This is a genomic window from Staphylococcus sp. EG-SA-15 (genome assembly GCF_017151895.1).
GTDB lineage: Bacteria > Bacillota > Bacilli > Staphylococcales > Staphylococcaceae > Staphylococcus > Staphylococcus aureus.
Genome location: NZ_JACVZN010000006.1, coordinates 19762 through 40116 on the forward strand (window position 1 = coordinate 19762; position 20355 = coordinate 40116).

17 protein-coding genes and 1 pseudogene are annotated in these 20355 nt (G+C 32.3%); 2 read left to right on the forward strand and 16 right to left on the reverse strand.

The window, feature by feature from the left end; all coding sequences use genetic code 11:
* The 8 genes and pseudogenes from IDG64_RS04890 to IDG64_RS04925 all read right to left on the reverse strand — a co-directional run.
* Positions 1-652, reverse strand: a pseudogene (locus IDG64_RS04890) (hypothetical protein); the annotation flags it as partial.
* A 73-nt stretch (positions 653-725) separates the two neighbouring features.
* A complete protein-coding gene (locus IDG64_RS04895) occupies positions 726-1217 on the reverse strand; it encodes a DUF948 domain-containing protein (protein WP_000383814.1) in 492 nt (163 codons plus the stop codon).
* 73 nt (positions 1218-1290) lie between these two features.
* Entirely contained in the window at positions 1291-2604 is a 1314-nt protein-coding gene (gene murC, locus IDG64_RS04900) for a UDP-N-acetylmuramate--L-alanine ligase (RefSeq protein ID WP_000150169.1), read from the reverse strand.
* Positions 2605-2627: 23 nt separating this feature from the next.
* Positions 2628-6452 (reverse strand): DNA translocase FtsK, encoded by a 3825-nt coding sequence (locus tag IDG64_RS04905; protein ID WP_000118304.1) that lies wholly within the window; start codon positions 6450-6452, stop codon positions 2628-2630.
* Positions 6453-6472: 20 nt separating this feature from the next.
* On the reverse strand, positions 6473-7069 hold the full coding sequence (ytpR, locus tag IDG64_RS04910; RefSeq protein ID WP_206171290.1) for a YtpR family tRNA-binding protein: 597 nt from the start codon (positions 7067-7069) through the stop codon (positions 6473-6475).
* Positions 7070-7097: 28 nt separating this feature from the next.
* Entirely contained in the window at positions 7098-7955 is an 858-nt protein-coding gene (locus IDG64_RS04915) for a DUF1444 domain-containing protein (RefSeq protein WP_001091387.1), read from the reverse strand.
* A 99-nt stretch (positions 7956-8054) separates the two neighbouring features.
* Positions 8055-8366, reverse strand: coding sequence for a thioredoxin family protein (locus tag IDG64_RS04920; protein ID WP_000811160.1), 312 nt, complete (start codon positions 8364-8366; stop codon positions 8055-8057).
* Between the two features lie 64 nt (positions 8367-8430).
* Entirely contained in the window at positions 8431-9507 is a 1077-nt protein-coding gene (locus IDG64_RS04925; RefSeq protein ID WP_001024576.1) for a M42 family metallopeptidase, read from the reverse strand.
* A gap of 86 nt (positions 9508-9593) precedes the next feature.
* Between IDG64_RS04925 and IDG64_RS04930 the strand changes: the two genes are divergently transcribed.
* Complete coding sequence (locus IDG64_RS04930) at positions 9594-9905, forward strand: PepSY domain-containing protein (RefSeq protein ID WP_000163829.1); 312 nt, start codon at positions 9594-9596, stop codon at positions 9903-9905.
* A gap of 124 nt (positions 9906-10029) precedes the next feature.
* Here IDG64_RS04930 and IDG64_RS04935 read toward each other — a convergent pair whose 3' ends face one another.
* The 8 genes from IDG64_RS04935 to IDG64_RS04970 form a co-directional block, all read right to left on the reverse strand.
* Entirely contained in the window at positions 10030-10872 is an 843-nt protein-coding gene (locus IDG64_RS04935; protein ID WP_000689582.1) for a YtnP family quorum-quenching lactonase, read from the reverse strand.
* A 469-nt stretch (positions 10873-11341) separates the two neighbouring features.
* Entirely contained in the window at positions 11342-11986 is a 645-nt protein-coding gene (gene trmB / locus IDG64_RS04940) for a tRNA (guanosine(46)-N7)-methyltransferase TrmB (RefSeq protein ID WP_001266157.1), read from the reverse strand.
* Positions 11987-12000: 14 nt separating this feature from the next.
* Complete coding sequence (locus tag IDG64_RS04945; RefSeq protein WP_000434765.1) at positions 12001-12792, reverse strand: phosphotransferase family protein; 792 nt, start codon at positions 12790-12792, stop codon at positions 12001-12003.
* Positions 12793-13341: 549 nt separating this feature from the next.
* Entirely contained in the window at positions 13342-14190 is an 849-nt protein-coding gene (gene dat / locus IDG64_RS04950) for a D-amino-acid transaminase (protein ID WP_000411085.1), read from the reverse strand.
* A 3-nt stretch (positions 14191-14193) separates the two neighbouring features.
* The gene (sapep, locus tag IDG64_RS04955) at positions 14194-15603 is read right to left on the reverse strand and encodes an Mn(2+)-dependent dipeptidase Sapep (RefSeq protein WP_000265422.1); all 1410 of its coding nucleotides are present in this window, start codon (positions 15601-15603) and stop codon (positions 14194-14196) included.
* Positions 15604-15807: 204 nt separating this feature from the next.
* The gene (locus tag IDG64_RS04960) at positions 15808-16230 is read right to left on the reverse strand and encodes a YtxH domain-containing protein (protein WP_001051856.1); all 423 of its coding nucleotides are present in this window, start codon (positions 16228-16230) and stop codon (positions 15808-15810) included.
* 16 nt (positions 16231-16246) lie between these two features.
* Complete coding sequence (locus tag IDG64_RS04965; protein WP_001217124.1) at positions 16247-16942, reverse strand: pseudouridine synthase; 696 nt, start codon at positions 16940-16942, stop codon at positions 16247-16249.
* On the reverse strand, positions 16939-18600 hold the full coding sequence (locus tag IDG64_RS04970; RefSeq protein ID WP_000004335.1) for a putative polysaccharide biosynthesis protein: 1662 nt from the start codon (positions 18598-18600) through the stop codon (positions 16939-16941). Before IDG64_RS04970 ends, IDG64_RS04965 begins: the two co-directional genes overlap by 4 nt.
* A gap of 406 nt (positions 18601-19006) precedes the next feature.
* Between IDG64_RS04970 and IDG64_RS04975 the strand changes: the two genes are divergently transcribed.
* Positions 19007-20275: a BaiN/RdsA family NAD(P)/FAD-dependent oxidoreductase gene (locus tag IDG64_RS04975; protein ID WP_000285019.1), complete on the forward strand. Its 1269-nt coding sequence runs from the start codon at positions 19007-19009 to the stop codon at positions 20273-20275.
* Positions 20276-20355: the final 80 nt, after the last annotated feature.

Consider the following 20355-nt stretch of genomic DNA (forward strand, 5'->3'; position numbering starts at 1 on the left):
TTGCTTCTTCTTTTATCGCTGCTTGTTGTGCTTTCAATGCCACTGCTTTTGGTTCTTCATTTGATACAGCTGCACTTTTATCTGTTTCTGCTTGTGCTTCTTTTTTAGCTTCTTGAATCTCTTGTGCCTCTTGTGACGTGTCACTTAAATTATTTGCACTTGCTTCTTCTTTTATTGCTGCTTGTTGTGCTTTTAATGCCACTGCTTTTGATTCTTCATTTGATACTTCTGCACTTTTATCCGTTTCTGTTTGTGCTTCTTTTTTAGCTTCTTGAATCTCTTGTGCTTCTTGTGATGTATCACTTAAATTATTTGCACTTGCTTCTTCTTTTATCGCTGCTTGTTGTGCCTTTAATGCCGCTTGCTCATTTTTAGATTTGTTTAAAAATCCTTCAACACGTTCTTTTGTATAGGCAACCGTTTCTTCAAGTTGCGTTTTTCTTTCTTCAAACTTTTGCGACAGTTCTTGTTCTTTGACTTTTAAATCATCTGCTTTTTGATAAACTTTATTTTTAAAATACAAACCTAGAGCTGATCCTACAAGGGCACCTGTTATAAAACTAACAACAAAATCTTTACGATTAGGTAAGGCTTCATTTTGGTAAGTATGTTTATTTTTTAATGTTCTTTTATTATTTTGTTGTTGCGTCATATTTATATCCTCCTATAACAAATGCACTTAAATAAGTAACAACCTCATTTAAGTGCATTTGTTTAATTATTAATTATTTATCTACTCGAGAAGTATAGCTATGATTTGCATCAGTTGCTACATTATTAGCTTTGTAATTTGCACTTCCACGACGGTAGTGTCTATTTTGCCATTTGTCTGCAATTTCCATTGCAACATTTGACCATTGAACAACTTGTGAGATTTTATCTTCATTTTGAGAAATATTATGTGTAATTGAATTTGTTACACGATCTACAGAGCTGTTTAACGTTTGTACTGAGTCACCGATACCTTTAACAGCATCTACAACTGAGTTTAAACGATCTACTTTACCTTGGATATCCTCAGTTAAACGGTTTACTTTATGAAGTAAATCTGTTGTTTCACGAGTAATACCTTGAACTTGACCTTCTACACCGTCAAGTGTTTTTGCAACATAATCTAAGTTTTTCTTAACAGAATTTAATACAGCTACGATACCGATACATAAAATTAAGAATGCAATCGCAGCGATAATTCCAGCAATTGGTAAAATCCAATCCATTAAAAACGCCTCCTAATTAACATGTAATAATGTCATTAATAATAAATACCCATACTACTCTATTATAAACATATTAAAACGCATTTTTCATGCCTAATTTATCTAAATATGCATTTTGTAATTTTTGAATATCACCTGCACCCATAAATAAAACAACAGCATTATCAAATTGTTCTAATACATTAATAGAATCTTCATTAATTAACGATGCACCTTCAATTTTATCAATTAAATCTTGTATCGTTAATGCGCCAGTATTTTCTCTAATTGATCCAAAAATTTCACATAAGAATACACGATCTGCTTTACTTAAACTTTCTGCAAATTCATTTAAAAATGCTTGTGTTCTAGAGAAAGTGTGTGGTTGAAATACTGCAACAACTTCTTTATGTGGATATTTCTTTCGTGCTGTTTCAATTGTAGCACTAATTTCTCTTGGATGGTGTGCATAATCATCTACAATAACTTGATTTGCAATTGTAGTTTCATTGAAACGACGTTTAACACCACCAAACGTTTCTAATGCTTCTTTAATATTTGTAACATCTAGCTTCTCTAAATAACTAATCGCAATTACAGCTAATGCATTTAAAACTGTATGGTCACCATATTGTGGAGACAGGAAGTGATCATAAAACTCACCATCCACATACACATCAAAAGCAGTACCTTTATCCGTAATTTGAATATTTTGAGCATAAATGTCATCCGAATCTTTAAATCCATAGTAATAAATTGGAACATCTGCTTCAATTTTACGTAGATGTTCATCATCACCCCAAGCAATAATACCTTTTTTAACATTATGTGCCATTTCTTGGAATGCATCAAAAACATCATTAATATCTTTAAAATAATCAGGATGATCGAAATCAATATTTGTCATAATTGCGTAATCAGGTTTATAACTTAAAAAGTGACGTCTATATTCACATGCCTCAAAAGCGAAATAATCACTTTCAGGCAATCCCATACCTGTGCCATCACCAATTAAAAATGAAGTCTTTTTATCACCATTCATAACATGTGATAATAAACCTGTTGTAGAAGTTTTACCATGTGCACCAGTTACAGCTACTGAAGTATATTGATCAATAATCTGTCCTAAAAAATCATTATAACTTACAACATCTAATTTCAATTGATGTGCACGTACTATTTCTTCATGGCTACTCGCGAATGCATTACCTTGTATAACTACCATATCTTCTTTTATGTTATTAGCATCAAATGGTAATATTTTTATCCCCTTATTTCTAAGAGCAACTTCTGTAAATACGTAGTTCTCAATATCCGATCCTTGAACTTCATGTCCTAAATCATGCATGATTTGTGCTAATGAACTCATGCCAGAACCTTTAATTCCGACAAAATGATAGTGTGTCATTATATAAAACTCCTTACTCATAATTATTCTTTATTTAAATCTGCTTCCGTAACATAAACATCCCTTGGTTTTGAACCATTAGCACTCGAAACATAACCGAGTTGCTCTAATTGATCGATAATTCTTGCTGCTCTATTATAGCCAATTTGGAAATGTCTTTGGATTAATGATGTTGAAATATGTCCTTCATTAACCATAAATGCACAAACATCATCAAATAATTCATCTTGTGATTGTGTTTGTGTTTTTTTCAACAATTCTTTTTCTTCAAATAGATAGTCCGGTTCTCTTTGTTGTTTGATAAAATCAACAACATCATCAATTTCGTCATCAGAAACAAATGTACCTTGAACTCTAATCGGTTTATTCATACCGCTACCAAGATATAACATATCGCCATATCCTAACAAGCGTTCTGCTCCACCACTGTCTAATATCGTTCTCGAATCTACACTTGATGATACCATAAATGCAATTCTTGTTGGTATGTTGGCTTTAATTAAACCTGTAATTACATTGACAGATGGTCTTTGCGTAGCTACTAACATATGAATACCACATGCTCTCGCTTTTTGAGCAATTCTAGCAATAGACTGCTCAACTTCTTGCGGAGCCATCATCATTAAATCAGCCAACTCATCAATTACAATGACAATTTTTGGCATTCTTTCATCATATGGTGCTTTTTTGTTAAATGCTGTTATATTACGTACATGGTAATGTGCAAATAACTTATAACGTCGTTCCATTTCTTCTACGGCCCATTTTAAACTCTGTGTAGCTGCTTTGACATCTGTAATTACCGGTGCAACTAAATGTGGCAAACCATTATAAGGAGCTAATTCAACCATTTTTGGATCGATAAGTAATAATCTTAATTCCTCAGGGTGATTTTTATATAGTAAAGACATCAAAATACTATTGATACAAACTGATTTCCCTGATCCAGTTGCACCTGCAATTAGTGCGTGTGGCGTTTTAGCAATATCCATAAGTAATGGTTCATTATTAATTCTATACCCCATCGCAACTGTTAATTTAGATTCAGCATTTTTAAAACTTGGAGATTCAATAATAGAACGTAAGTTGACCGTCGTTGGATTTTGGTTCGGAACTTCAATACCAACACGACTAGTTCCTGGAATTGGCGCTTCTATACGAATATCTTTCGCTGCCAATGCCATTTTAATGTCATCTTGTAATGCCGTAATTCTTGAAACTTTAACACCTTTTTCAACTGATAATTCAAATCTTGTAACACTTGGACCTTCAGTTACATCTTGTACTTCTGCAGGTACATTAAAGTAAAATAATGCGTCATTCAGTTCTTTCTTTTTATCTGTAATCCAGTCCACGTCCGGCTCAATAACTTGTGGTTCTTCTAGTAATGAAACACTTGGCAATTTAATATTTGGGCCTTTACGAATCATCGGCTTAGATGTTTGTACAGCTTGATTTGTTGCAACATCTGATTGGTTCGTCCGAGGTCTATTTTCATTAGCTGTATCTTCATTTTGATTTGAAAATGATGACTGTAAATCTTTTTGTTGATCATCATTATCTTGTTGTCCACTAGTATTGTTTGGATGTGTTGTTTCTTCGCTTTCTTCAGTTATGTCGCTTACTTCTGAAACTGAAGACGAAGTTGATTGATCAACTTGCTCATTTTCCAATTGATTATCATCTTGACTTTCTTCAAATATTTCCGTTTGAGTTGAATCAACAGAAGGTTTCTGCTCTGAATATTGTTGTGCATTTTGATAATCATTTTCTGTTTCTGCATGACCAATAAGTTGATTGTTCTCAACATTGTTTGATGTCATATTATTTGTTTTATATGCATTTGTATTTGACTCTTGTGAATCAGTGCTTGATGATGGTGTGGCTTGACTCGCAGGCATTCTTTCACTCACAGCTTGCTTACTTTGTACAGGCTTTAATTCAGGCACATTGACTTTTGAATGCTTTTTACGATCCATCATACGCTTTTTATCAGATGGCGTCATGACAACATTAAATGGTCTTTTACTTAAAGTTGAAACCTTTTCAGTCTGTTTCTTTGGATTTACGTTTTCAATAGTTTTCTCTTCGACATTTTGTTCACTTTCAGCTGCTTCGTTTTGCACATTTTCTGTAATTTCTGCGTTATTCTTTTCTATTTCATTCATGCTTGAATCTTCCACAACATGACCATCATTCACATCATTCGTTTTCAATGAGTTGACACTTAAGTTTGTTTGGTCATCTTTTTTATGACGCGGTGCTAATTCAATTTCATTATCAACCGTTTTATCGATATTATTAACTTGAGATTCAGTTACTGCGTGCTCTTGCGTTTTAGGAGCGTCTACATGCATTTCAGACGCGTTTCTATTGGTATTATCTTCGATATTTGAAGTAGTATCCTCATCTGCTTCTGTATCATTTAATTCATAAAATTCTGCATCATCGATTTGACTTCCTGAATATTCTTCTTTATTCGTTGCTCCATCTTCTTCTGAATCAGCAATTAATCTGGATTGATTTTTTAGTTCATCTTTATCATTTACTTCAACGTTATGTTGTAGTGCTGATTGATGTTGAGACGTTACATTCGAAACCGTAACTTCATCATCTGACAATTGTTTTGTTGTCGATACTTGATTCAAACTAACTTCCTCATAATTGTATGGACTTTCATCTACATGAGTGTCATTAGTGTCTTCATTTTGTATTGACGCTTGTTTATTTTCATCATTTGATACAGTTTCATTCTCTATGCCATTTGTATGAAGCTGACTAGCATCTGTACTATTATCTGTTAAGTCACTATCATCATTTAATGAACTATCACCAACATAGCGTTCCGCTTGTTTAGCATACATTTCATCAATTGCACGTTGTATTGCATCTTGCTCTTCGTTTTTATGTTCTTCACGCTTTTGTTGCAACGCTTTTTTAAATCGACGCTTTTGAAGCACTTTACGTTCTCGTTCACGTCTAATTTCTTCAACAATTTGTGAAGCATAAATATTTTCAATTTTGATAGTATTATCAACTTTTGAATAATTAGGCATTGATTTTGTTGTTGATGATACATTTTCATCAGATGATTTAGATGCAGTTCCTTGTATGACAACACTATCATTTTGTTTTTCTTGTTCTAATTGTTTATTTTGAGACGTTTGCGTCTTAGCTACATATTTATCATATTTTTGTTTATCTGACTCAACTTTTTCTGAAGGTTTACTTACAGGGATACGACCATTTTCTAACTTTTTAGGTTTCATTGTGCCAAAAATAGCTGACGGTACCTCTGAAGTCTTGAAACTTTCTTTGTGATAATCTGGAGTTGAATCTTTAGCACGATGATTTGTATTATTAGAATACATATTATGTGTTTTTGACTTGTGCGTTTCCTTCTCAATACCATTAATTGCAGAAACATATGTACCTGGCTTATTCGTATGGTAATGTGAATGATCTTTATATTTTATACTTTGCTGTGATATTTTAGAATTCCCACGTTGTTCACTATAATTTTGTTCTTCAGTTGTTTGATTTCTTCTACGGCGATGTCGTTTTTGTGAACGAGAATCGTGGCTTTGTTTGCGATAGTCTCGATGGTATTGTTCTTTTTCATCTGAAATAGTATCTGCAGATTGTTCAACATTTTCATTTTCATAAGCTACGCTCATAGGAAAACGGAATTTTCCCCTCGGACGACTATAAATATCATTATTTTGAGGCAGTAATGAGTCATGATCGTTATCTATATTTTGTGATTCTTGACGTCTTTTTTTCTTTCTATGAATCAAGTCATCATTTGAATCATTATCTTCGCCGAATAATTTATCAAACCAGCTCATATTTTCACTACCTTCCTTAATTATTCAAAAAATGCTTGTCCAATTTCATAGCTGTCATTTAATACCATAATACCTTTTTCTTCAGGTGCATTAGGTAAATTCAATTCTTTCATTGAACAAATCATACCGCTTGAGGCAACACCACGTAATTCAGCATCTTTAATTACCATACCGCTAGGCATCACTGCACCTACTTTAGCAACAACAACTTTCTGTCCAGCTTCAACGTTAGGCGCGCCACATACAATTTGTAATGTGTCATTTCCAACGTTTACATTTAGTACACTTAATTTATCTGCATCAGGATGTTTGTCTTTAGTTTCAACGTAGCCAATTACAAATTTCGGTGATAAATCAGCATTTAATTTATAATCAAAACCAGCTTCTGAAATACGCTTTTGGAATACATTTACAAGTTCATCAGTTAATTTAATATGACCTTTTTCTTCAATTGTTATATCTTTTGAAATTTCAAAAATATTATAACCTACAACATTACCTTCATTAGTAATTTCAACAACATTACCTTTTTTATTGTAGTTTAATTCACCTTCAACTGGTTCAATTTGTAAAAATGCGACATCTCCTACATATTTAGGATTGTAAAATAAATTCATTATGACAAAACTCCTTATCCAATTATTTCTATTTATCTTTATTAAATTTACGACGATTTGCTTCTAAACGCTGAATCACGTTTGGATCTCTTTTTTGTTTATTATTTTTACCTAAAATAAATATCGGTTCAAGATGACCCTGTTTATATCCAAAGGATAATGATGTAATTGGAACTAGACCTTTAGTGAAAAATTCCATTGTTAAATGTGCCATCACATCATATCCTGTTTTATTGCGTATATCTGCAATAATTAACACATCTTGGTGTGGCACTGCTACGAGCATTTCGCCTTGACATTGTGCCTCAATTTCATTTAAAAATGCAGTATTTAGTATCCTACTTGCATCATACCCGTCATTTGAGTTAATAAAATAAAAAATATTACCTTTTACTTCATCAGTCGTATATGAATTTGACAATTTTCTAACATTAAACAGAGACATTTCTCTTATTTGTTGTTCAGTTAACTTCAAATCCTCTAACATGCTTTCGTCAATTAGACGATATGATTTCCCTAAATCGACTGCATAATAAACTGCTGTTTCTGCAGTATGCTCATCATAGATAAAAGGAACACCTTGTTTAGTTTTTTTATCAAAGCTAGTCGCTCTAATGACAGGCATAATTTGACTAGATGATATACTCTCAAGGGTTTTATCTGCCATTTGTGCAATAGCTTCATCAACGTAATAAACAATTTCATCTACAATTTTTTCTTTTTTATCTTCATATTTTGCGACTATAGCGTTAAGTTTAATCGTGATACCTTTGTTATTATCTGTTCGATAAATACGCAAAGTTTCTTCTTCACGATTAAATTTAAAATCAACGTCTAAATGGCTTAAACGTTCCTTTAATTTATCTCTCATTTGAAAGGTATTCATATGTAACACTCCTAATTTCGCACCTTATAATAGTTTACAATAAATCAACACATAGTAACAGAGAAAAACGAGCATTACCCCGTTTTTCTCTAGTCTAAATTACACGTATTGAGCTAAAAATGCATCTATCTGTTCAATTGATTTTCGTTCTTTTCCAATATAACTTCCAAGCAGTTCTCCATTTTTATATACTAGAAAACTTGGAATCCCCATAATACCATTTTCAATACAAATATCCATAAATTTATCACGGTCTACTGATACGAAGTCAAACATAGGATATCTCGCTTCTAATTCCGGTAAATCTGGTTCTATCACTCTACAATCTGGACACCAGCCTGCAGTGAATTCAAATACTGTAGCACCTAGTTTTAAAGATTCAAATTGTTGTTCTGATTCAAGTTGTTTCATTTTTATGTCTCCTTAATTAATGATTATATATAACTATTTAGAGATAATAGTTGTTATTACCCGATTATTTATATTGTAATGTTTCTATTTGATTATTATCTAAATTACAAATGGCTTCTGAAAGTAAAGATCTAGCTGCAAAATAGTCTCTTATATCAAATACTGAGTCTGTACTATGAATATATCGTGCACATACACCAATAACTGCAGTCGGAATACCAATATTAGCTTTATGAATTTCTCCACCATCTGTTCCACCTGGTGACATATAGTATTGATGTTCAATGTCATGTGCTTCTACTAACTTTAATAAATAGTCTCTAAATACAGGCTTTAAAATCATTGTACCGTCTTTTATGCGAATTAACGTCCCTTTACCAAGTTCACCAGATAATGGTTGGTTTCCTTTAACGTCATTGGCAGGTGAACAATCAACTACAAATGCAACGTCTGGGTCTATCATCTCTGCAGATGCTTTCGCACCTCGTAATCCAACCTCTTCTTGAACATTTGCGCCAACATACAAGTCTACATCTAATTCTATATCTTTTAATAATTCTAGTATTTCAATTGCCAAGACACAACCATAACGATTATCCCATGCTTTAGCACTATATCGATGTTCAGATAACTGTGTGAATGGCGTGTGAGGTACAATTGTATCTCCTATATCTATTCCGCGCTCACGCACCTCATCTTCATTTTGAGCACCTATATCTAATGTTAAATCTTTAATTTCCGGTGCACCTTCACTACCAGTACGAAAATGTTTAGGTATATTAGAAACAACACCGATAATTTTATCGCCATTTCTATTTTTAATTACTAAGCGTTGTCCTTGCCAAATATCATTTGCAACACCACCTAAATTTGTGAATTGAATCATTCCATTTTTAGTGATATTTGTAATCATAAATCCGATTTCATCCATATGTGCTGCAATCATTACACGTTTTGCATTTGGATTTTTAGATTTTTTCACACCAAAAAATCCACCCATACGATTTTCAATAAATTCATCTACGTACGGCGCCATTTGCTGAGTCATATAATTTTTTACTTCTTCTTCAAAACCTGGTGCCCCATGAAGCTCAGTTAAAGTTTGAATTCGTTGTAATGTTACTTTTTTATTTATGTTCATAAAAGTTCTCACTCCTTATAAGTTATTATATCATCTTCAATATGGTAAACTAATGATATGAATTTGAAATCAAGGGAGCATAAATGATGACTAAACTGAAATATATAATTCCAACAATAATTGCAGTAGCCATTGTAATTATTTCTACCATTTCAATCATCCAATATATTAATCGTAAACGCTATAATCCCGTTAAAGTACTTAATGAAGTAAAATCATATTTTATGAATGTCAAAGGCTCATATATCGTTTATGAACCATTCGTTCATCCTGAAACTGATAAATACCGTTTAGTTTATCAAGGTGGAATTACAACTATTAAAAATGGTCAAAATATTCATTATGATTTTTATGCAGATGCATATACTGGTGAAGTCATTAACATTGTAGAGCGTTAATACGAATTTTATCCATATTTGATTTGGATCGTAAAACTTAAAAATGAGCCACACCCTAATTAGTAAGATTGGATGTGGCTCAATTTTTTATTTTTGAAAATTTGTTTAGTAATACATCTTTATTTTAGTTATTATCAACTAATGTTTCACGTAAAATATATGCATCTATGTTTTCACCATCATCGCTGTATTTTACAGCAAAGTAGTTTTCATCATGATAAAACAAGAACCAATATTGTTGCTGAATAAAATATGGTATCATGCGTTCTTTTTCACGAATCGATTGCATAGGATAATCATCATATGCCGTTACCCATAGAGGATTTTTATGTGCAGTAGTTGGGAATATATCACCCATATGAACTGCTTTATCTCCTTGACTTTCAATCGTAATAATCGTGTGGCCAAAGCTATGACCTCCACTATGTTGCATCTTGATACCCGGAACCGGTTCAAAATGTTTTTCGAATAAAATCAACTTGTTACTATAATCGCCTTTATTCTTATCCCAGTAAGTTGATTTACTTCTTATATTAGGTGCAATAAACTCATGCCACTCATCTTGTTGCACAACATGAATCGCATTTTCAAAAATTGCATGTCCCGCTTGATCAGTCAAACCGGCAGCATGATCAAAATGCATATGTGTCATTAGCACATAATCAATATCCTTTGGCGTTAAATTATAATTTGCCAAATCAGCAATTATATGACTTTCTTCATCTACTCCAAAATTACGTAATTGCTTTTCAGATAATTTACCATTACCAATACCCGCATCTATAATCAAATTATATTGAGCCGTTTGAATCAAAATTGGATGTGTCGGTAAATTGATTTGATTTCGTTCATTTGCATTGTATTGCTTTGACCACAACGGCTTCGGAACAACACCAAACATTGCACCGCCATCCATTTTTGTATTGCCACCATTTAGATAATGAATAGATATATCCCCGATCTTCATAACATCACCTATTCTTTCTGTATTCGTTATTACAATTAGCATGTGTTTATTACATCATATCACTATTCATAAATGCGAACAAAAACGAAACGTCCCACACTAATACACTTCTAACTACTTATAAAGATTAATGCAATCATATTATATGTAAATGCATCATAACCATCGGCCTGTAATTTTAAATTAATAATTAAAATTTACAAGTAAAATGCAAGCTTTATTCTTTTAAATCAAAGGTATTTAGTATAACATTGTTCATAGGCGCATTATCTCCTTTAGTTATTTGTTTAGTCACTTTTAATTATAGAGATAATTGCGCTTTTTTTATATTCAAAATCAAAAAATCGGACAGATGAAAAGTTAAAAACTTTTTCCATCAGTCCGATTTATTATAGAACCTTTATCTATAGAACCATTATAGTACGAAAAAACACTTATGATTGTATGTGTACATACCCTCATAAGTGCTCTATTTTTGTGAATGGAATTTCGCTTCCATACGATAAATACGTGACCCTTTATCCGAAAATTTCTTTTCATATTCTGTTAAAATATTACTGCCATCGTCTTCTTGATGTAAATTTAGATTTATTTTTGTAAAATACATTCCAAATTGAGACATACTTTCTAAACTGTAGGCAAATAGTCCTCTGTTATCAGTTTTAAAATGTAAATCTCCTTCATCATTTAAGATTTGTTGATACAACGCTAAAAACGTATGATACGTTAAACGTCGTTTTGCATGACGATTTTTTGGCCATGGATCTGAAAAGTTCAAATAAATACGCGAAACTTCGCCGTCTTTAAAATATTCATTTAATTCAATGGCGTCATTACAAATAATCTTTAAATTTGTTAAACCCATCTCTTTAACTTTATCCAATACTTTATAAACGATACTTTTCTCACGTTCCATTGAAATATAGTTAATATGAGGATTTTGAGCAGCTAATGTTGTAATAAACTGCCCCATACCCGAACCAATTTCAATGTGTATCGGTTGCGTTTTATCAAACCATTCAGTCATTTTCCCTGCATGTTGACCGTCCATGTCAACCAATTCAGGATGATCTTTTAAATAATCTTCAGCCCATGGTTTGTATCGAACTCTCATATTTTATTCTCCTCTTAAATAAACATGTTACTATTCATAACTTCATTTAGGAATTTAAGCCAAGTGTTCATATCCTTATATCTTTTTTGCTCTTCATACCATTGAACAAGACCTATAGATTGAATTACCGTATACCATTTCATACGTTTATTTAAATTCAAGCTCTCTTGAACACCATATGTTTCAAGCCATTCAGACCATTGTTGTTGTGGAACATAGTTGTAAAGCAGCATTCCGATATCAATTGCCGGGTCTGCAATCATTGCACCTTCCCAATCAACTAAAAATAGTTCATCTCGATCGGATAATAACCAATTATTATGATTCACATCACCATGTACAACAGTGAAAAAACGCGAATCTAAACTCGGTATATGCTCTTCTAAATAGGTTAATGATTTTCTCACAATATGATGTGTTAAAACTTCTCTTGATAAAGAGGCATTAATTTTATTAAGCATAATCTCAGGAGTAATAGGTTCCATTTCCATACGCTTTAACATACTTAATAAAGGTCTAGAATTGTGTATCTTCTTTAATAAATGTGCAACTCTTGTTTGCTTCATTTCGTTTGAAGATAGTTCACGCCCATTTTTCCAATGTTGTGCTGTAACAACCTCGCCTGTTTCTATGCGTTTCGTCCATACTAATTTGGGCACAATACCTTCTGCTGATAATGCCGCAATAAATGGATTTGAATTTCGTTTTAAAAACAACTTTTGTCCATCTTGTTCAGCCATATATGCTTCACCAGATGCACCACCTGCTGAATCAAGTGTCCACCCTAATTGATAAAACTGCTCCAACTCGTCCACCTCACTTTCAATTAGAAAATGGCTCTAGAAATAGGTTTTTCAAGAGCCATATATTCTAATTTATAACACCATACTGGTACAAATATTATGTCCAGATAATTATTGTAAATCCTCAACCAATGCCTACATTACACGACTAAATTCAAATCGTAATGTCTGTCATTGACACCATACATTCTATAGTCACTTACTTGACATATAATGTTACCGTGTCTAAAACTACATGTTTTTGAATCTCTGTAGGCGATAAACTCTAGTTTTCAAAATAATTGCTATCCCATTTTCATGGTTAGCATAAATTTATGAACTGTAACATTTACGTACTTAGTAAAATATGATGCACATCATATTTGTAACTCATAGAAAATTTTATAATTTTTATCATTATATTTCAACTGAAAATGAGAAAAAAAATGGCACTTTTTACTAATATGTGTTTTCTAAACAACACTTTTAAGCTTCGTTTTAAATTATAACATAATTCACTTACGAAAGTTGATAAATTTAAGTAATTTAATCTAAAAATATGATGAAAGAATTTTAAATACTGTGTGACTCTATATACTTTTCAAATCCTTCTTGTAGTTGACGTGTAATTGGGCCAACTTTACCATCATTAACTGGTTCACCATCTAATTTAATAACAGGTGTAACCTCAGCTGAAGTACTTGAAACAATAACTTCATCTGCGTTTTTCAAGAAATCTACAGTAAACGTTTCTTCTTTAAATGGGATGTTATAGTCTTCGGCAATTTTTTTAATTACAATTCGTGTAATACCATTAAGAATATAGTTGTTAATCGGATGTGTATAAATCACACCGTCTTTAATTGCATAAGCATTACTTGAAGATCCTTCAGTTACAGTTTCACCTCGATGTTGAATTGCTTCAACTGCATTATATTTCACAGCATATTCTTTTGCTAATACATTTCCTAATAAGTTCAAGCTTTTAATGTCGCAACGTAACCATCGGATATCTTCAACGGTAACACCATTCACACCATTTTCTAAATGATCATAAGGACGATCATAACTCTTTGTATAAGCAACAATTGCTGGTTCTACTTCAGGTGTCGGGAAGCTATGATTCCTTTCAGCTACACCACGCGTTGCTTGAATATAAATTGCCCCAGTTTCAATTTGATTCATATCAACTAATTTACGAGATAGTTCAATTAATTCTTCTACAGAATAATTTAAATCTAAACCAATCTCATTGGCACTACGTAAAAATCTTTCATAATGTTCTGTTACTGTAAATAACTTACCATTATATACTCGAATGTATTCATAAATACCATCGCCAAATACGTATCCTCTGTCGTTGTATGAAACCTTTGCTTCACTTGGACTTACAAACTCACCATTTAAAAAAATTTTTTCCATATATTATTCCTCCACGCATAATGAATAAATTGCTTCTAAGTAAATACTAGTTGCGTTAAATAACTGTTTTTTAGTGATATATTCATTTTTCTGATGCATTAAATCTTCAGAATCACTAAACATTGCGCCAAATGCTACACCCTTGTCTAAGTTTCTCGCATAAGTACCGCCACCTATAGTATAAGGTTCAGTCATATCATTTGTTTGATTTCTATATGCAGTAACTAACTTTTGTACAAAAGGATCATTTTTATCAACATAATGTGGTGGTTGGACTTTACCTAATTTCACTTCAAAGCCATATTGTTGAATCTCATTTGCAAAACGATCCATAGCTTTTTCAAATTCAAATCCTTCTGGGTAGCGTAAGTTGATACCGAAAAGACCTGCGTTTTCATTATCATATGTAATAACACCAATGTTAGTTGTCACGTCACCCATGACATCTGTATGGAATTTCATTCCCATCTTTTCACCAAAATCTGAATTAAATAAGTAGCGATTACTAAATGCTACAAACGCTTGTGCATTATTATCAAGATTTAATGATGCTAAGAATTTTAGTAAGTAAAGACCCGCATTCACACCGATAGATGGATCCATACCATGAACCGCTTTACCTTCAACTGTTAAAACTAGAATGCCACTATCAACAGTACTATCACCTTGTAAATGATTTTGTTCTAAAAAGTACTCAAAGTCTTGAATAACATCTGTCATATTTTCTTTAACAAGCACTCTTGCTTCTGCATGATCAGGCACCATGTTGTAACGTTCACCAGATTTAAAAGTTATTAATTCATAATCAGGTTCATCTTGATCTTCAGCAAGCTTATTTTGAACTAAGTCAAATGTTGTAATGCCTTTTTCACCATGAATACACGGAAATTCTGCATCTGGTGCAAAACCTAATGTTGGCATTTCTTCTGTTTTAAAATAGCGATCCGTACATTTCCAATCAGATTCTTCATCCGTACCAATAATCATATGAATACGTTTCTTCCAATCCACATTCATATCTTCTAATATCTTAATTGCATAATAAGCAGCAATTGTTGGACCTTTGTCATCAAGTGTACCTCTAGCTATGATAGCATCTTCTGTTACAACCGGCTCGAACGGATTACTATCCCATCCATCACCAGCAGGAACAACGTCAACATGACATAAGATACCTAATACGTCACTTCCTTTACCTGCCTCAATTCTTCCTGCAATATGATCCACATCATGTGTTGTAAATCCATCTCTATGTGCAATTTCATACATGTAGTCTAATGCCTTACGAGGACCTGGACCAACTGGTGCGTCTTCTGATGCTTTTGCATCATCTCTCACACTTTCAATTGCTAATAATCCTTTTAAGTCATTAATGATTTGATCTTCGTATTGTTGAACTTTTTCTTTCCACATTCGAAATCGACTTCCTTTTTTCTATAAGTTAAATTCTATTTTACATGAAATGATATAAAAACTACAATAAGATGTCAGAAAATAATAAAAAGGAACAAAACGATGCTATCGATATGACACAAATCATAAATAGCTGCTTTGTTCCTTTTCTGTATTAATTTAATTTAATATGCCAGTTCAATACCAACTTATTAATTGTATGCCTTATTCTTTATCAGATAATGCATTTTTATTCTTTTTTAAATCTTCTTCAGTGACGATACGTAAATTATTATTTGGTGCTGCGCCACCTTCATCATCAAATTTACCTTTTTCAATACTTTCGTCAGTCTTATTGTCATATTCGGTAAATTTTGATTTTTCTTCTTCGAAAAATGCTTTTGGATTATTTTTTAATCTATTAGCATATTCTTTCGGATTTGTTTTTACTTCTTTAATTGTTTCATTAGCAATTGTTCCTAATTGCGTCGCTTTATCCTTAGCATTATCTTTATAGCTTTGAGGATCTTGTTTATATTTATTATATTCTGCTTTCAGCTTGTCACGACTATCTTTACGTGTAACAAGTACAGCTGCTACAGCGCCACCTATACCTAAAATCGCTTTAAATAAATTACCTTTTGCCATATCAATCGTCTCCCTTTTATTTATAATTTAATTTGTCAAAATCATTTTCAGTTAATAAACGATATTCTCCTGAATCTAGATTGCTGTCCAATTCTAAATCAGCAATTTTGATACGTCTTAAATGTAATACCTCATTTTGAATGCTATGAAACATTCGTTTAACTTGATGATATTTTCCTTCATAAATTGTTACGTGTGACGTTTGATTATCAATATAAGTTAAAATTGCAGGCTTAACCTTGCCATCAGACAGTGTTACACCCTCTTTAAAAGCTTGAATGTCGTCTTCAGTGATAGGATTTGCTGAAATAACTTCATATTTTTTAGAAACATGTTTGTTTGGACTCATTAATTCATGATTAAAATCACCATCATTCGTTATCAATAAAAGCCCTTCTGTATCTTTATCAAGACGACCAACCGGAAAAATATTTAGATGTTGGTATTCAGGTATTAAATCAATAACGGTTTTTGAATGATGATCTTCAGTTGCTGATATATAACCTTTTGGCTTATTTAACATAATATAGACATTTTCAATGTATTCTATTAATTCTCCACGAACTGTTATCTTATCGTTTTCTGGTTCTATATGTGTTTTTGGTGATTTAATTACTTGTTCGTTGACATTTACAAGGCCTTTTTTAAGTAACTGTTTGACCTCATTACGTGTACCAACGCCCATATTTGCTAAAAATTTATCTATTCTCATCGTAAAAACCTAACTCTACGTCTTAATTTTTCAGGAATTTCACCTAAGAATTCGTCCGCAAGACGCGTTTTAATTGTGATTGTACCGTAAATTAGAATACCTACTGTAACACCTAAAATAATAATGATTAAGTAACCAAGTTTAGTAGGTTCTAAGAATAGATTTGCAAGGAAGAATACTAATTCTACACCTAGCATCATAATAAATGAATACAAGAATATTTTTGCAAAATGAATCCAACTATAGCTGAATTTAAACTTCGCATATTTTTTAAGAATATAGAAATTACATCCAATTGCAAATAATAATGCGATACTAGTACTTAAAATTGCACCAGGTGTATGGAATAACATAATTAATGGATAGTTTAACGCTAACTTGATAACTACAGAAGCTAAAATAACATAAACTGTTAATTTCTGTTTATCTATACCTTGTAACATTGATGCCGTTACACTTAATAGTGAAATTAGTATTGCTACAGGCGCATAATAGAATAATAAGCGACTACCATCATGGTTAGGGTCATGACCTAAAACAATTGGATCGTAACCATAGAAAACTGTGAATAATGGTTGTGCCAAGGCCATAATTCCAATACTAGCTGGAACAGTTATAAACATTAATACACCAATAGATGTTCTAATTTGATGATGCATTTCATGTAAGCGACCTTCTGCAAATGTTTTTGTAATATAAGGAATTAAACTCACTGCAAAACCAGCACTTAATGATGTCGGAATCATTACAATTTTATTAGTTGACATATTTAGCATATTAAAGAATATATCTTGTAACTGTGAAGGTATACCAACTAAAGATAAAGCACCGTTATGTGTAAATTGATCTACTAAGTTAAATAATGGATAATTCAAACTTACAATAACGAACGGTATACTATAAGCAATAATTTCTTTATACATCTTGCCATATGACACATCTATATCTGTGTAATCAGATTCGACCATACGATCAATATTATGCTTACGCTTTCTCCAGTAATACCAGAGTGTGAATATACCAATAATCGCACCAACTGCTGCTGCAAAAGTAGCAATACCATTGGCTAATAAAATAGAGCCATCAAAGACATTTAGTACTAAATAACTTCCGATTAATATGAAAATCACGCGTGCAATTTGCTCAGTTACTTCTGACACTGCTGTTGGCCCCATAGATTTATAACCTTGGAATATCCCTCTCCATGTCGCTAATACAGGAATAAAGATAACAACCATACTAATGATTCTTATAATCCAAGTAATATCATCGACTGACCAACCGTTTTTATCATGAATGTTTCTAGCTAATGTTAATTCAGAAATATAAGGTGCTAAGAAATACAGTACCAAGAAACCTAAAACACCGGTAATACTCATTACAATAAAACTCGATTTATAAAATTTCTGACTTACTTTATATGCCCCAATAGCATTATATTTCGCAACATATTTCGAAGCTGCTAATGGTACACCTGCTGTCGCAACTGCAATTGCAATATTATATGGTGCATAAGCGTATGTGAACGGCGCCATATTTTCTTGTCCACCAATTAAATAGTTGAATGGAATGATAAAAAGTACGCCCAATACCTTGGTAATTAATATACTAATGGTAATTAAAAAGGTTCCACGCACCATTTCTTTACTTTCACTCATTACGAATCTCCCTATCTCATGTTTATTAAAGTTTTGTAAACTAAAAGCTGTTTCTCTGTAAAATCATTTTTCATTATTATGAATATATCACAAAACTTTATTTCATTGTCGTATATTCAATGAATTATCATAACAAAATTATCAACACATTGTCATTGAATACTAGATTTTGATTAGAATATTACGAAATTTCATATAAACATTATACTACTATTTGAGATGAACATCGCATAACAGTAGAAAAATCATTCTTATCATACACATACATCTTCATTTTTTATGAAGTTCACATTATAAATATATTCAACATAATTGTCATCTCATAACACAAGAGATATAGCAAAGTTTAAAAAAGTACTATAAAATAGCAATTGAATGTCCAGTAACAAATTTGGAGGAAGCGTATATGTATCAAACAATTATTATCGGAGGCGGACCTAGCGGCTTAATGGCGGCAGTAGCTGCAAGCGAACAAAGTAGCAGTGTGTTACTCATTGAAAAAAAGAAAGGTCTAGGTCGTAAACTCAAAATATCTGGTGGCGGTAGATGTAACGTAACTAATCGATTACCATATGCTGAAATTATTAAGAACATTCCTGGAAATGGGAAATTTTTATATAGTCCCTTTTCAATTTTTGATAATGAATCCATCATAGATTTTTTTGAGTCTAGGGGTGTTAAATTAAAAGAAGAAGATCACGGGCGTATGTTTCCAGTTTCCAACAAAGCACAAGACGTGGTTGATACATTAGTGACAACTATCGAACGCCAACATGTAACGATTAAAGAAGAAGAAGCTGTTAGTAGAATCGAAGTTAATACAGACCAAACTTTCACTGTACATACTCAAAATAATAGTTATGAAAGCCATTCGCTAGTGATTGCTACAGGTGGTACAAGTGTCCCTCAAACTGGTTCAACTGGTGATGGTTATAAGTTCGCACAAGATTTAGGTCATACCATTACTGAGTTATTCCCGACCGAAGTTCCAATTACATCAGCTGAACCTTTCATCAAATCCAATCGTCTAAAAGGTTTAAGTTTAAAAGATGTTGAATTGTCAGTACTTAAGAAAAATGGTAAAAAACGCATCAGTCATCAAATGGATATGTTATTTACTCATTTTGGTATCAGTGGTCCAGCTGCATTAAGATGTAGTCAGTTTGTTTATAAAGAACAAAAAAATCAAAAGACACAGCACATTTCTATGGCAATCGATGCATTTCCTGAATTAAACCATGAACAATTAAAACAACACATCACATCATTATTATCGGACACACCAGATAAAATCATTAAAAACAGTTTGCATGGTCTAATTGAAGAGCGCTACTTACTGTTCATGCTGGAACAAGCAGGAATCGATGAAAATACCACATCACATCACTTATCAAATCAACAATTGAACGACTTAGTAAATATGTTTAAAGGGTTTGTATTTAAGGTGAACGGGACATTACCTATAGATAAGGCATTTGTCACAGGTGGTGGTGTGTCACTTAAAGAAATTCAACCTAAAACAATGATGTCTAAATTAGTTCCGGGATTATTTTTATGTGGTGAAGTATTAGATATACATGGTTATACTGGTGGTTATAATATTACAAGTGCACTCGTAACAGGACATGTCGCTGGATTATATGCCGGACATTACTCACATGCATCAATGGAATAATAGTATAAAATTTGGTTCGATTCTCTTTAGTAGATCAACTTTTTCATTCAAATAAAAATGACCTTAATATAACTGAGTCA